A 14257-nucleotide genomic window follows, 5' to 3' on the forward strand; every position below is an offset into this window, starting at 1 on the left:
ACGGGCCGTGGGGCACCAAATTCCCGACCGTGGCAACCATGTGGCGGCGGCAGTGGCAGCAGGTCATTCCGTTCTTTGCCTATCCACCCGAGGTGCGCACGATTATCTATACGACCAATGCCATAGAGAGCCTGCATATGCGCCTTCGAAAGATCGTCAAGAATCGCGGCCACTTCCCCAGCGATGACGCCGCAACAAAATTGCTGTTCCTCGCCTTGCGCAATATTGAAAAAGATTGGAAGATGCCGCAGCGGACATGGAAGCTGGCAGCTAACCAATTCGCCATCATGTTCGGCGAACGCTTTACCAACGCAATTAACTAACTATGAAATTCTGGCCCCGCACACAGAATTTCTGACAGGTCCAACCTAGTGGGTTGGTTTTTTCATTCCATACAATTATTTCACTATCAGTGACAATACTTTTTCACTAACTTGACACAGATTTCACTTACCGTGACATCCGACAAAATCAAACATCAATATTCCCCGCCTGCAGCGCATTCAACTCAATAAACGCCCGACGCGGTTCCACATCGTCCCCCCATCAAGGTCATGAAGATCTGATCCGCAGCAATAGCATCCTCGATCTGCACCTTCAACAAGCGGCGCACGGTCGGATCCATCGTGGTTTCCCACAATTGCGAAGGATTCATCTCGCCCAGACCTTTATAGCGCTGCTTGCTGACGCCGCGTTCTGCTTCGTCGCGCAGCCAGGCCATCGCCTGGTGGAAATCGATGATGGCTGACTCTTTGACTTTTTCACCGGCGCCGCGGCGTATCATTGCGCCAGGGCCGATCAAACCCTTGAAGGTTTCTGCGGCATTGACCAGCACCGTGTAGTCAGGGCTGGCGACGAAATCGCTGTCGATCGCGCTGGCCTTGATGTTGCCGTGGTAGCGGCGGTGGATGCGCAGCGCGCGCCTGACTGGAAGTTTGCCGGGATGTATCGGGCACATCGCTAGCGCCGTGAACGCCGCAGTCACTGCCGGCGCCGGCATCCGTCGCCATCGAAAGGGATAGTGGCCATGGATGCGTCATTCCCCGCATGCATGGCCACCATCTTGATTGCAGCCGTGGCGTTCACGGCGTGATGCTGATTACTTAGGTGCAGCTTCTTTCACATCGGTCTTGGCGACAGGCGCTTCGGCTTTTGCCTTGGCGACAGGCGCCTTGACATCTACCTTGGCCGCCGGCGCTTCTGCCTTTTCTTTTGCGGCAGGCTCTTTTGCTTCCGATTTGACTACGGCTTTCGACTTGGCTTTGACAGCCTTGTGGTGCGCCTTGCTTGTCGCGGTCTTGGCCTTGGCTTCAGTACCTGCGGCCTTTGCTTCTGTCTTTGCATCAGTCTTGACTGCCGGGGTAGCGGCAGCAGTGGTGGCTGCGGCAGGCGCTGCTGCCGGTGCGGCTGGAGCAGCTGGTGCAGCGCCTTGGGCGAAAACAGAAGTAGCAAACAAGCCGGCGATCAGAGTAGCGATTAATTTGTTCATTTGTGCACCTTTACGTTATCTTGATTACCCCGGGTAATTCCTGAGGACCTGAGCAATTAACGAGGGCGGCACAGGGATTGTTGACGCGCATTACACACGGTTACAACTATGCACATGAAGCGCCGAAACGATGCAGTCGCGCACTCAACGCCATCAACGTATGCAGCGGGTACTCTTGAAGGTGCAGGCGCTGGCGCAAATTGACCGCTGCGCCGGTTCTGGCTGATCTACTGTGCTGGTCCACGCTGACCTATCCTGATGACGTTGACCTCACTGTTCATGAATGACCGACTGATGTGTGTTGCGACGGGCAGCACACGACCCACAACGGTCAACCGGTTTTCTCCATAGCAGACAGTTAACGCTTTCTCTGAAGAGATTTATAGCGTTGACTGATTTTTTTAACAGTCCAAATGGTGTTCCTTCTTACACGTCGCCATTTCTGCGTTGCGCGGTGCTCGCAATGCTCATTTACTTAAGTACTTTTTGCTTGCTACGCGCTACGCGTCGTATTTTGGCGACGCTTGCTACGGTTTCGAAAGAAGTCTATTAATCAAATTTAGCACTTAGCAAAAAACATCTTAGTTTTTGCATCTTTCCGCTCTTGAGCTATCCATTCTCTGGTTTGCACGGGACTTTGCTGGGCGCCACCATCTGGCAATTTCGCGCGGGCAATGCGCTCGTCATCCATTCTGTTGAGTTCTTCAATACGGGCTTGTAAGCGCTTACATTCTGCGCTTACATTCGACTTTGGTGAGTCAAGAGAACCGCTTACTGAATTTTCTTGTGCGATGGCCGTAGACATTGCTACGCATAATAGTGCCGCTGAAATGATGACATTTTTTTGCATAAGAGTCCTTGTAATGGATATGAAAAATTTTACCTATAACAACATTGGGGAGCGGCGTCAATCGGTAGCATACGACGATGACGTTCGGATGTCCGCTTTGAACCGAATTCATCAGTGAGGGCACCTGGCCGACTGCCGCCGAACGCGGCCGGCCGTACGCCTAAGGTTCTTGGCAAACCACTTCGATGTTGTGCCCGTCCGGACCAATGACAAAAGCTGCATAGTAATTCGCGTTGTAGTGCGGGCGCAGACCAGGCGCACCGTTGTCTTTGCCACCCGCCTCCAGAGCTGCGCGATAGAAAGCTTCCACCTGCTGGCGATTCTCGGCCGTGAACGCCAAGTGAAGATGCGCCGGTTTCTCTTCGGTTTGGTACAGGCACAATGAAGCCTTACTCGTCGGGCCAATAAGCTCGACACCGTAGGTCGGAGGCCCCTCCGAGGCAACAGCTACGCCGAGCGGTTCGAGTGCCTTGAGGAAGAACGCTTTGCTCTCTGCATAGTCGCTGACTCCGAATTTGACGTGGTCAAACATAATTTCTCCAGAAGTGCGCAGGGCTAACGCAATTGAAAATCCTGTCATGCAAATTCTAATCACTCAATATCAGATGTCTGAAGACGGGAGCTAGAATTTAACGTCGTATGCTGCCACACAAAAATTGCCAAAGCAATATCAGGTGAGAGCACGGCGCGAATGGCCGGAGCCGCCGACACCGGTCGCAGCCCGTATAATTTGTGGCGCCTATGGGCCATCATGCAACCACCACCAAGGATAAAGCCTGTCCTAACGCCCGTGAGCTCGCTTGTTATGGGGCTCTGCGATAGCTGGTTTGGGCTCTGCCGGTGGGTGGCGAACCACGACAACTGATTCGTCCGGCTCGAACCAGAATTCACCGTGGGGGCCGTCGAGACGGCCCGTAATCAGCTGAATCAGTCCATCCACCGAATTGACCTGGGTGATAGCTTCCCAGGCGTAGGTTGGGTGTTTGCCAGTGCCAACAAGTCCGTTGTAAATAATATCGCCGATCCTGACGTTGTCAGCGGCTACAGTGATCCTAGTTGTCATGCCAATTCACTCCTAAACCGTCCGCAGCCCGATTGCGGCCCTTGCTTAGATCATGCTCCCCTCCGATCATTCCCGCTACGATATTTCGATCCTGTCCCAGCTAAGTTGACGCCGCCAGGCAGAACGCCGGCACCCTGAGGCGTTGCTGACGGTCAGTTGGCAGACGACAGAGATCACCGAATGACCGGAGCTGGCCGATTGCGGATGTCGCCTCACCAGATATTCTCAGTTTTTATCATTTGTTTGATATAGCCTTTTATCCAGATCAGGATAAGAAGATTGATATGTCCCATACCCGCGATATTCATAGTACTTGGTCATTGCATCAAAATGACTTTCCGCCTCGATGACCATCTCAAGGTGCGCGCCATTAGGCAGGCGGGCGCGAGCAGCATCTCCCTCCGGTCCCGCTAGACAGTAAAGATCAAGCCCTTCTGGATCTACCCATAATTCGTGGGGCATACCGAGTCTTTTTTTGTGATTGCGAAACAAGACAATGATGGGAATGTCGGTTCCTGGCCGGCCTCTGCCGGTGGAAGTATTGCTGCAGCTATCAAGGTCCAGTGTTGTCGCCTGCCGACCCGTTTCCTGAAACGGCGAACGAGTAATGATACTCGTCGCTGATCGCCCCTTTGAATTCGTCAGCATGCGGCACTAACCGCGTTCGCTCAAATCCTAGTCTTTCGATTAAGGCGATCGACGCCGCGTTCCGAGTGTCGATCTCTGCATCCACACGCGTCAATTGGAAACTGGCCACGACTTCTGACAGCGCAGCGCCGATTGCTTCGTTCGCGATTCCTTGTTTGCGATGGGATGCGAAGACGAAATAAGCGACGAGTGCTCGTTGCTCGAAGGGCTTCACCGTGAATTGTACGTAGCCGAGCAGTTGTTGCGTAGCCACAGATCCTATCACCCAATTAAGCCACACCTCTCGCCCATCGGGTGATCGACGGCGTTCCAGTCGCTCATAGCGATCAGCGAGAGCCGCCACGTCTCTGTACGGCAAATCTGGCGTGAAATCATAGCTGCCCAAATCGCTCAACCCATGAAACATATGCTCAGCGTGCGATGCTTTCAGTGGGTATAGGACCAAGCGTTCGGTACTGATAATCTTTTCATCAAGTTGGTTCATTGGCTTCGACGTTTTATGTGGTATTTCCGTATGACATACTCAACCTGGCGCCGCGAAACGCGTGTTCGAATGCCCGCTTCTGGCCGAACGGAGCCATTCGTGAAAGACAGATTTCGACCCTAAGGTGACATTGAGACTTCCCTAAACCGGCCATTCAAATTTGGCATTTTTGTAAATCGACATCCACCCTTACATAGCCGTTAGCGAACAAAAAATCTTCCGCTTCTGGTTTCACGCTAGACAAAGACTATCTCGTGAAAGGAGATGTCAGTAGTAAACAACACCATTTGCCCTATGCGCCACCAAGTCTTCTAACGTTTCCGGCACCGCCCACATTACGCCGTCGCGCCTTCCTAGCCATCCCCAATCTTTATGCTCGAAGATAAAAATCTCGACAGAATATCCCCGTCCCCCATGTTCAATGGCAACAATCGCACAATCAGCATTTAGACCTGCAATCGCGAACCGGCGATGCGGCCCTTCACCAACGTCCCCGGGATTGAACCATTCGCCTCGACTTGCAATTTCAACGTCCCTATCGCGATGAAGAAACGTGTTTATTTCATTGGGTAGAGCTTGGAGTGAGGGAACCTCAACAAGAGGCATGCCAGAACAATTCGGTTGCGGCGCCGCATTGGCTTGGCACCGGGCGAACAGCAGTAAAACAGCGACGATTGCAATATGGGGAATTCTCATGAGCGTTATACGTGGTAAGAAATAAATTGGTGTGCATTCAAAAATGATAGTTGCTGGAACAAGACAAAATTCGCGACACACGCGAAGGTCTGTACTTGGCCGACAGCTGAAATTCATATATTGACCCGGAACCAGAATAATTAACGGGACTCGCCAATCAAAATATAGACTGTACAACTCGACCAGCCCGACTCAAATGCCACGTTGAACAGTTCACCGCAACACTTTGTTTAGTTTCGTGATGGCCAAGAACGTGTGTAGGCCATTTGACGACGGTGCTCGATAGCAGCCAGGTGCCTGGAGATGCTTTACTGCTAGCGCAGTCAACTCCCATGCCATAGCCTCATCGGCTTCAAATGTTTGTTCCGCTCCGAACAAACTAAAGCCTGTTATCTCCTCTAATTCCTTAAGTGGGAGCGCCTTTTCGCGCAGGGCAGGAAGGACCGAATCGTTGCCCCAAGCCCACTTCCAGGTGTTCGAATTTGGCGAGTAACTTCCAATGTCAATGACGTCCGCCTCAACAACTACGTTGCCACTCCCATCGAGAAATTGAAGTTTCTCTGTTTCCTGGTTAAACCACCAGCGTGGATGGTCGCCAAGACAATACTCAATATTCAAACGGCTTTGCTTTTCACGTAGCTCTTCATTTGCGCAGGCAAGAAGCTCGCCAAACTCATTGTCCGTCATTTTCTCTCCATATAGGCACCACCTTTTTATCGTGCAAAGCTCAAGATTTGTTGCAGAAACAAACACCGGAAGCTATACCCCTCACTTGTCTGAACGCCTTCAGGCAAATTATTGATTGTCCATTTTTGACCAGTAGCTGCCTGTGTACCCTCACATTTAATCGGCCAATCTCTGAAGGACCCATGGTGCTGGGGAAAGCATATGTGGTGGCGGCCCCGAAGCTGGCCAATCAGGTGATATCCGATAAAACTGCTGCATTACGAGGTCACCGGAATTCCCTGAAATATAGGCGCGATGGCTAGCGCTATCCTGACTATCGGTAAGCGCCTGCATCGTAAAATATTGTTCGGCCACTTTTTCACCAGCGGCCACTGTAATCTTTCCGTCGCTGACTGTGAAACGTTGCCATCCTGTGACTAGACCATCTGGCATTTCCATTTTGTTGATTGCCTCTATAACAGCAGCTCGATTTATTTTAATTGGCTCAGTATTCGACACGGCCCAACCAATGCGGCCATCCGCCGTAATTGCAACGTATCTAAAATGATAGAAGCTGCCCCCAGTAAATTTGGCTGACCATACACCGAAAATTTCCTCGTTGGCTGCAGGCCGAAGATAGAGAATAGTTGCTTGCTCATTGCCAGCCGCCCAGGTATTGCTGGCAGCTATTAGAGCTAGCAGTGAGAACAATATATTCGCGAGGATAGTCATTGACGTTTTAGGTTAATAGGAGGCATGGTCGAAGGGCTGCTCCTGGCCGAACTCGGCCTCCCACCATCGAACAGTCTAACGTACGTATTTGAGCCACAAAGCTTCAAAAACGTCACGGGTGATGTTCGCCCCTTCAAACTGTTCGTCCATATTGATTTCGCTCAACGGCGGCACGGCGGCGACTCCAAGCATCGTTCGTTCAGTCTCACGATCGCCTCCAGCCGCATCCACAGTCCCATCTGCGAAGAACTCTAATTTCCGAAGCTCAAAGCGGTCATCGCCTAGTTCTGAAACCAGGCGATAGGGATTTTCGCTCGATTGACACTTCCAAAGCACGTCAATATATTCCATGTCTTTCGCCCTATTAGCACCGAGGTTGAATGGCTGGTTGTGGCCGACTGCGGCCCGTCGCGGCCAACAGTATATGACAGCAACAGGCCCTTGGTAGGCTTGGTCAACGCCAGCGAAACGTAGTTGAACCGGTCAACGACTACCGGCGCGGGTGGTCAACATTGCCGGAATATGCAGAATGCTCAAGAGTGGATGCAGTCATATCCCATCGTCCGCTGGCTTCTGGGGCAATTTCCCACGTCGCCGGTGCTCCCATGTTGGCTCCTTATTTCCATGAACTTGCGCGTTTAGTGAGTTCAGAGGACAAGGGCTTATATAAACAATGTAAGTTCAAGCTTTTCCCAAATGGTCACTATGACGCCGACTTTACGTATTGACCTGGGATAGCACGCGAGAACTGCTTTCCGGTATCCGGGTTGTGGTCGTAGCGGCCAGGATTTTCTTCGCCCCGCTGAGACGGCAAAGTATCAAGCAAAGAAAGCAGGCGAGCAGCGTGTCGTACCTGCGGATACGTCGCCGCCAATCCATAGGTACAAAGCCTTCAGTCTATGAACCAGCGATTCCCACGAAGACCAGAAACAATACCGTTTGAATTGACCGGATGCCGATGGCTTTCATTATCCGGGTTTTGCGTTACAGTCACTTACGCTTGAGGCTCTTGCAAAACTAGTTATGCATGGGAATTTTTTAAAAACTTCGCGCTAACGATGCATTCAAACAAGCAAAGGAAGCATGACTTGGTCAACCAACTCGTCGCCATAATGCTCGGTCAAGGGACCGGATTTCAATAGCAGTCGATAGTAAATTGCGCCGAATAGAGCGTCGATTAACAGGCCCGCATTAGTATCGGCTCTCAATTCGCCAGACGTTACTCCTCGTTCTACTTCCGCAATGGCTGCAGCGCGTCGCTGACCAATGTGTCGTTGATATAAATCTTTCAGGATATCCGGTTCGCTTTGGCCCTCGGCGATGAGGTCGGCCATAATCTTTCCCAGTGGCGAATTGAATGCGGCTATGAGTCTTTGCACACGGCCTCGAATCGCATTCTCGGCGGTTGAATTGTTGGCGGCTATTTCCTGCGTTGCACCGGCTCGCTCATGGAACATAGCCATAACAAGTGCAGTCTTGGTTGGCCACCACTTGTAAAGCGTCTGCTTACCGACACCCGCATGCTTGGCGATCTCCTCCATGCTTAGGTCGCGGATGGATTTCTCTTGCAATAACGCATAAACCGTTTCCATGATTTCCGCATGGGATTCCGCATTTTGCGTACGTGGACGACCTCGCCCTCTTGGATGCCCTGATAAATAATTCATAAAATATTATACAACACGTCTCGTTTAGTTATTGGTAAAACAAGTGCGGCAATTATATTATACTGAACGTATAGTATAATAAATTACATTGCCCCACCCCTTGAAGGATTATTATTGTGAACGACATTATCAAAAAAGCGTATCTCACGAGCCACCCAATTACCGTTGACGATAAAGCGAAAATCTTCGCCTTGCGAGCGATGGTTGAACCGCTAAAGGGAAAACTCCAGGGCATAGCCGCGCGTGAGCCTTTCGATGGAATCATGAATCGCGTTTCTCCACCCGACGGCGTTTTTTTTGAATCTGACAATGTCGGAGGCATATCCGGCTGGTGGTGTCGACCTTCCAACGCAAGATCAGGAGAAGTAATTTTGCACCTGCACGGCGGTTGGTTCAACTGGGGGTCAGCTCTCGCGTTCAGACACTTTGTCGGACACATTGCTGCGCATGCAAGCGTAGATGCGTTTATTCCTGATTACCGCCTGGCTCCCGAACATCCGCATCCGGCCGCTATAGAGGACGTTCTGAGTTGCTATGACGGTTTGATCAAGCGAGGAATAAAACGGATTGCCCTAGTCGGCGATTCCGCCGGCGGCGGCCTTGCATTGGTTCTGCTGTCGCTTGTCATTGCGCGACGTAAAAGTGTCATTCCCGCAGGAGCCGTGGCACTTTCCCCAGTAACAGATTTGTCGCTCGCGGGGGACAGTTGGGAGACGCGGGCGTCGGCAGATCCATACTTTACGCGCCTACAGGTCGCCGGACTAGTCCAGGCATATTTGGGAAAAATGAACCCTACCGACCACTTGGCTTCTGCTCTTTATGGCAATCTGACCGATCTTCCGCCGATCCGTGTCCATGTGGGCGACGATGAAGTGCTGTTGGACGACTCACGCCGATACGTCGATCGCGCTGTAGCTGCCGGCGTCGATGCACAACTCCATATTTGGGAAGGTATGCCGCATGGCTTCGCGTCCAACGCTGGCAAATTTGATGCAGCAAATAATGCGCTGGCGATGATCGGCCAATTCTTAACAGAGCGATTGGCTGGCACGACCTTGTAGCACGACATATCGAGAGGTAAGCAGACGGTTCAGGTCGCGCTTGCCTCTCTCGCGTCAAAAAAGTGAGACGAACTACACGTGGCGGAACGATCAACGAATGTAAGGACGACAGAAGCAAAATGAATATGAGCGAAAACACAGTTTTAATTACCGGTGGAGGGTCAGGTATTGGCCGCGGACTGGCCGAGGCTTTCTACCGTTTGGGGAACCAAGTCATCATCGCCGGTCGACGGCAAGTGGTCTTGGATCAAGTAGCGGCCGCGAACCCAGGCATGCGCACGATACAACTCGATATTGATAATCCAGATGCGGTCAAAGAATTCGGCAAAAAATTTGCTGTTGAATTTCCCGGGCTAAATGTCCTCATTAATAACGCAGGCATTCAACGCGTCGAGAACTTGTTGGCACAACCTCCTGACCTGGAAACCATCCAGGCAACGTTTACGACCAATTTGCTTGGTCCTATCCGCGTAACCGCAGCATTGCTGCCACTGTTGATTCGACAAGAACAATCAACCATCATAAACGTGACATCCGGTCTTGCTTTCGTTCCAGGGTCTGCGGTTCCTAGCTATTGTGCATCAAAAGCGGCAATGCATTCCTATACTTTGTCGCTGCGACAACAGCTCAGAAATACAACGACAGCAGTAATCGAGTTGATCCCGCCTTATGTTCAGACTGACCTCGGGCCTAGCCATGGTAATGATCCCCGGGCCATGAAACTATCTGACTTTGTCGACGAGGCAATGATGATCATACTTAAAGACCCAACCACAACGGAAATTGTTGTCGAGCGATGCAGGCATTTGCGATTTGCGGCTGAAACTGGCACGTTCGACGCAACATTCAAATGGCTTAACAACGGAATGGCTTGAACTTTGGTCCTATTACCTACGCCTCTTCAGTTTCATTGAAAAGCGGATCACTTACCTTCATAATCAGTGCGGAACTTCCGACGTATCGATAAGATTGCAATATGTTCCTGCGCTACAAACTTTCGCAATTCTGGAGCGCTGTTCAGGAAGAATTAATTCCGCAGCTGACAGATGACCCGGAAGGCCATACATAACAAGGCGCTCCAGCAGCCACCTCCAGTGGCGCAGTTCAGACTGGAAGTTTGCCGGGATGTATCGGGCACATCGCTGGCGCCGTGAACGCCGCAGTCACTGCCGGCGCCAGCATCCGTCGCACTCGAAAGGGATAGTGGCCATGGATGCGTCATTCCCCGCATGCATGGCCACCATCTTGATTGCAGCCGTGGCGTTCACGGCGTGATGCTGATTACTGATTACTTAGGTGCAGCTTCTTTCACATCGGTCTTGGCGACAGGCGCTTCGGCTTTTGCCTTGGCGACAGGCGCCTTGACGTCTGACTTGGCTGCCGGCGTTTCTGCCTTTGTTTCTGCCTTTTCTTTTGCGGCAGGCTCTTTTGCTTCCGACTTGACTACGGCTTTCGACTTGGCTTTGACAGCCTTGTGGTGCGCCTTGCTTGTCGCGGTCTTGGCCTTGGCTTCAGTACCAGCGGCCTTTGCTTCTGTCTTTGCATCAGTCTTGACTGCCGGGGTAGCAACAGCAGTGGCTGCGGTAGGCGCTGCGGCTGGAGCAGCTGGTGCAGTGCCTTGGGCGAAAACAGAAGTAGCAAACAAGCCAGCGATCAGAGTAGCGATTAATTTGTTCATTTGTGCACCTTTACGTTATCTTGATTACCCCGGGTAATTCCTGAGGACCTGAGCAATTAACGAGGGCGGCACAGGGATTGTTGACGCGCATTACACACGGTTACAACTATGTACATGAGGCGCCGAAACGATCCTGTCGCGCACTCAACGCCATCAGCGTCTGCACCGGGTACTCTTGAAGGTGCAGGCGCTGGCGCAAATTGACCGCTGCGCCGGTTCTGGCTGATCTACTGTGCTGGTCCACGCTGACCTATCCTGATGACGTTGACCTCACTGTTCATGAATGACCGACTGATGTGTGTTGCGACGGGCAGCACACGACCCAAAGCGGTCTGTAAGTTTTCCTGAAACCGGACGTTCAAAATTTAAGCTTGAAGCTCGCTCCCCCAGAGACGTTAGATTGATTAAGTTCCCTTCATTGGTTTCGCGTCAAATCAAAATTAGGGAAGCGCATTTACTTGGGCTTCGTGCGTCGTCTTATCAAAAAAAAAGCGACTAATTTGTAGGCGAAGATGCAAATAAAAAAATAGCTCCATATTACTCCGAAAGAAAATGGGCTTTGTAAAGATACATATAGGAAGGTGTAGTTTATGTCAGGCCCACTTTTTCCAAGTTGTGGAAAATATGAAAGCACGGGAAATGACAACAACACAAGTGGAATGCCAATTACGGGCACATGAAATAAAATTACCCCAATAAATGCCAATAATCCGGAGAGAGACGAATTTATTAAAATCCAAACCGACAGACTTGGTTCTGTAGTTTGTGGCGACTTAAAACTGGCAGGTTGCTGCTCTGATTGTTTATCAAGATATATGGAATAAGAAGCTGCCAAAAACTGGGTGAAAATGGCGATGCCGGCGTATATTAGCGATAACCGACTTTGCTGCGCCCACGCCACGATTAGTAAGTTTATTAATGCACCGGCAAATTCAACTGCAAATATGAACCCGAACGTTGATTGCATCTTGCTGAAACGGACGGGAGAAGCAATAGTCAGTGTTAGCCATAATCTAGCTGCAACAAAAAACCAAAGTACGGGAATCATGCCGAGGGCAGGTCCGAATGACTCGGGAAATGGTCTCGGAATGAAAAAAGGTGCAAGGATAAGCGTCTCAATAAGTCCAACTCTTATAGCCGGTTTCAACATCTTGATTGCTTCCTTATGGTTCCAGAACCGATATTAGAGAAAATGAGGTTTGCCATATCAATGTCAGAAAATGGCCGAATTGAACCATTTGAAGACCGGTTTTACCCTAGGTGGACATTCATTGCATAAACTTTGAGACTATTTCTGAGTCTGGCGGTTGTCGCGTAAGAGCGTGCCTTTTTCGAGGATGAGTGGCGAATCGCCTTCGACTTCCCCTGCCTTGAGTTCCTCCACGGTCTTCCAATGGAGTTGATTTCCTTGCCGCGTTGCTTTGCCAAGAACCATTCCTCCGTTTCGCCCACTCGTAACGACCAGCACCGCAGTTTGGTTTATCACAATCCCCTTGACGGTATCGTGACCGCCTTCATTCAACCGACCGCATCCCGGTGTGGAGAATGAATGAGTTCCGACTATCTTGTCACCAACCTGTTTCAATGCAAATTCAGCGACTCCACATTCAATCATTTGCTTCCGTTCCTGCGGAGAACGCAAATCAATCGTCCAGTGACCGCCGAAATCTATGTCTGCTGCGAGCGTGTAGCCGCTTAATGCAGTGACTGCAAATGCTAGAACGATGCTTCTGAAGAGAACCATGAATTTTCCAATGGAAACGGCTTTCGATGATGGCATCGAACGATGCATCATATCACTAGAAAGTTTCTCGCATGACATCGTTTTGCTCGGCTGAGCAAACGACCGGATTTGGCCGAATGGGGCCATTCGTGAAAGACAGATTATTAGAGCGCGGCAGCGGACTCAAGTGCAAGTTCATATGCCTTTTCTTCAAAACAGAATGGGCCAATTTCCTCAACTAAATGAGGAACTTCATAACCATTGAAGTAGTGAAATTTACTCCACTCATAGTAGCCAGATTTCTTTTCAACATGCACAGAATAAACGCCACAAGCGATGTCACCGCACTCTGGGCAGATATATATGTGAATGGGCGCTGGTTCTGAACTTTGATCACTCAACACGAGTAGTTCCGCCAACATCTTTGAATTTTGTACAGGATGGCCCTTTACAAAACATCCCATAAAATCAGCGTGACCGCCATTTTTTTCAACTAACTGCCGTAGCAATGACTGTCCATTCACTACGAAATCCGTCGATAGTCGTTCTGTTACAGTGCAGTTTCCGGACGAACTCCCGGGGCGGTGCAATTGTTGAAGAGTGAATGTGTTTATGTTCATACCTTTTACTTGCAAAGAAGGTCGCCAGGCGCACTGGGACTATAAATGGAACGGCAGGTTTTGGCCGACTTCGGCCCATCGCCTTTGCGATTGTCGCTATGGCATTTGATTTGCACCTACCAACGCTGATGCGAGACCAAGAAAAAAAAGTATAAAAAATAGAAAAAGAGAATATAAAGCACCAACACCAACTCTACTGTTCAATGACCACCGCACGGTTAATCGCTGTACTCCTATGAGCGCTATCAAGATTAACATTGCACAAACGGTTATTGAATAAATTGGCTTTGCCCAATCAGTGTGGCGCGACGAATCCAGGTAAAAAAGCCAGCCCCAAATGGGAAGTACAAGCATTAAAGCAATATTAAATACCGTCGAAAGTAGGCGTTTCATCAGAGAGTCCAGCGATAAAATCAGAACGTAATTCTGTACAATACACAGGTGGTATTCAACAAATATTTGAAGGGCAAGTCCTGTCGTTGGCCAACGAATCTGTTGCACAGTATGTTGAGTCGGCATCAATTTGGCAGACACATCCGATCGTCCGCAATTGGCCCAGAGTGTGTGAAAACGCGACGCCCCTTGGGGATTATATTTTCACCGTTTTTCAGCCATCAGTGTAAACGCAATTAATCCCAAGACGTTATTTGGCTATCTCATCAAACGGCGGGGGTAGCTAGATGAAGCGCTTTATCCAGGGAGAGCATCGCACGCAAGGCATGCTACTCCCCGAACACTTAGATGACTACATCACCGAACATAATCCAGTGCGCATCGTCGATGTGTTCGTCGACGAACTGGACCTGGTCAAGCTCGGATTTGATGGCGTCGTTCCAGCGGAAACTGGCAGGCCTTCGTATCATCCTGCAATGCTCTTGAA

Annotated in this window: 18 protein-coding genes and 1 pseudogene; 4 read left to right on the forward strand and 15 right to left on the reverse strand. The window is 50.4% G+C overall.

The window, feature by feature from the left end; genetic code table 11:
* Positions 1 to 323: transposase (locus BLV81_RS22965; RefSeq protein ID WP_143036437.1), on the forward strand; the 323-nt coding region annotated here is incomplete at its 5' end.
* A 148-nt stretch (positions 324 to 471) separates the two neighbouring features.
* Here the strand turns inward: BLV81_RS22965 and gyrB are convergent.
* The 11 genes and pseudogenes from gyrB to BLV81_RS23020 form a co-directional block, all read right to left on the reverse strand.
* A pseudogene (gene gyrB / locus BLV81_RS22970) lies at positions 472 to 925 on the reverse strand (DNA gyrase subunit B); the annotation flags it as partial.
* 174 nt (positions 926 to 1099) lie between these two features.
* Entirely contained in the window at positions 1100 to 1489 is a 390-nt protein-coding gene (locus BLV81_RS22975) for a hypothetical protein (RefSeq protein ID WP_092360215.1), read from the reverse strand.
* A 559-nt stretch (positions 1490 to 2048) separates the two neighbouring features.
* Complete coding sequence (locus tag BLV81_RS23805) at positions 2049 to 2339, reverse strand: hypothetical protein (RefSeq protein WP_143036438.1); 291 nt, start codon at positions 2337 to 2339, stop codon at positions 2049 to 2051.
* A gap of 160 nt (positions 2340 to 2499) precedes the next feature.
* Positions 2500 to 2871, reverse strand: coding sequence for a VOC family protein (locus tag BLV81_RS22980; RefSeq protein WP_092360216.1), 372 nt, complete (start codon positions 2869 to 2871; stop codon positions 2500 to 2502).
* Positions 2872 to 3627: 756 nt separating this feature from the next.
* Positions 3628 to 3864 (reverse strand): hypothetical protein, encoded by a 237-nt coding sequence (locus tag BLV81_RS22990; RefSeq protein WP_092360218.1) that lies wholly within the window; start codon positions 3862 to 3864, stop codon positions 3628 to 3630.
* A gap of 91 nt (positions 3865 to 3955) precedes the next feature.
* Positions 3956 to 4534 (reverse strand): GNAT family N-acetyltransferase, encoded by a 579-nt coding sequence (locus BLV81_RS22995; RefSeq protein WP_092360219.1) that lies wholly within the window; start codon positions 4532 to 4534, stop codon positions 3956 to 3958.
* Between the two features lie 267 nt (positions 4535 to 4801).
* Positions 4802 to 5230: a hypothetical protein gene (locus tag BLV81_RS23000; protein ID WP_092360220.1), complete on the reverse strand. Its 429-nt coding sequence runs from the start codon at positions 5228 to 5230 to the stop codon at positions 4802 to 4804.
* A gap of 213 nt (positions 5231 to 5443) precedes the next feature.
* The gene (locus tag BLV81_RS23005) at positions 5444 to 5917 is read right to left on the reverse strand and encodes a DUF6882 domain-containing protein (RefSeq protein WP_092360221.1); all 474 of its coding nucleotides are present in this window, start codon (positions 5915 to 5917) and stop codon (positions 5444 to 5446) included.
* A 156-nt stretch (positions 5918 to 6073) separates the two neighbouring features.
* A complete protein-coding gene (locus BLV81_RS23010; RefSeq protein ID WP_092360222.1) occupies positions 6074 to 6628 on the reverse strand; it encodes a hypothetical protein in 555 nt (184 codons plus the stop codon).
* Positions 6629 to 6703: 75 nt separating this feature from the next.
* Positions 6704 to 6979 (reverse strand): DUF6881 domain-containing protein, encoded by a 276-nt coding sequence (locus BLV81_RS23015; protein ID WP_092360223.1) that lies wholly within the window; start codon positions 6977 to 6979, stop codon positions 6704 to 6706.
* A gap of 713 nt (positions 6980 to 7692) precedes the next feature.
* The gene (locus tag BLV81_RS23020) at positions 7693 to 8220 is read right to left on the reverse strand and encodes a TetR/AcrR family transcriptional regulator (RefSeq protein ID WP_218134309.1); all 528 of its coding nucleotides are present in this window, start codon (positions 8218 to 8220) and stop codon (positions 7693 to 7695) included.
* Between the two features lie 191 nt (positions 8221 to 8411).
* Between BLV81_RS23020 and BLV81_RS23025 the strand changes: the two genes are divergently transcribed.
* A complete protein-coding gene (locus tag BLV81_RS23025; protein WP_255365435.1) occupies positions 8412 to 9356 on the forward strand; it encodes an alpha/beta hydrolase in 945 nt (314 codons plus the stop codon).
* Between the two features lie 125 nt (positions 9357 to 9481).
* Complete coding sequence (locus tag BLV81_RS23030) at positions 9482 to 10231, forward strand: SDR family oxidoreductase (protein WP_218134310.1); 750 nt, start codon at positions 9482 to 9484, stop codon at positions 10229 to 10231.
* Positions 10232 to 10644: 413 nt separating this feature from the next.
* Here the strand turns inward: BLV81_RS23030 and BLV81_RS23035 are convergent, their stop codons facing one another.
* The 4 genes from BLV81_RS23035 to BLV81_RS23050 all read right to left on the reverse strand — a co-directional run bounded on the left by BLV81_RS23035 (position 10645) and on the right by BLV81_RS23050 (position 13377).
* Positions 10645 to 11034 carry a hypothetical protein gene (locus tag BLV81_RS23035; RefSeq protein WP_092360226.1) on the reverse strand — a complete coding sequence of 130 codons (390 nt, stop codon included), beginning with the start codon at positions 11032 to 11034 and terminating at the stop codon, positions 10645 to 10647.
* A gap of 454 nt (positions 11035 to 11488) precedes the next feature.
* On the reverse strand, positions 11489 to 12184 hold the full coding sequence (locus BLV81_RS23040) for a hypothetical protein (protein WP_092360227.1): 696 nt from the start codon (positions 12182 to 12184) through the stop codon (positions 11489 to 11491).
* A 138-nt stretch (positions 12185 to 12322) separates the two neighbouring features.
* On the reverse strand, positions 12323 to 12778 hold the full coding sequence (locus BLV81_RS23045) for a hypothetical protein (protein WP_092360228.1): 456 nt from the start codon (positions 12776 to 12778) through the stop codon (positions 12323 to 12325).
* Positions 12779 to 12921: 143 nt separating this feature from the next.
* Positions 12922 to 13377: a hypothetical protein gene (locus BLV81_RS23050; RefSeq protein ID WP_092360229.1), complete on the reverse strand. Its 456-nt coding sequence runs from the start codon at positions 13375 to 13377 to the stop codon at positions 12922 to 12924.
* A gap of 680 nt (positions 13378 to 14057) precedes the next feature.
* Between BLV81_RS23050 and BLV81_RS23055 the strand changes: the two genes are divergently transcribed.
* The coding region (locus BLV81_RS23055; protein WP_143036440.1) for a transposase at positions 14058 to 14257 on the forward strand (200 nt) is incomplete at its 3' end.

The organism is Collimonas sp. OK242 (genome assembly GCF_900107095.1).
Classification (GTDB): domain Bacteria; phylum Pseudomonadota; class Gammaproteobacteria; order Burkholderiales; family Burkholderiaceae_D; genus Collimonas.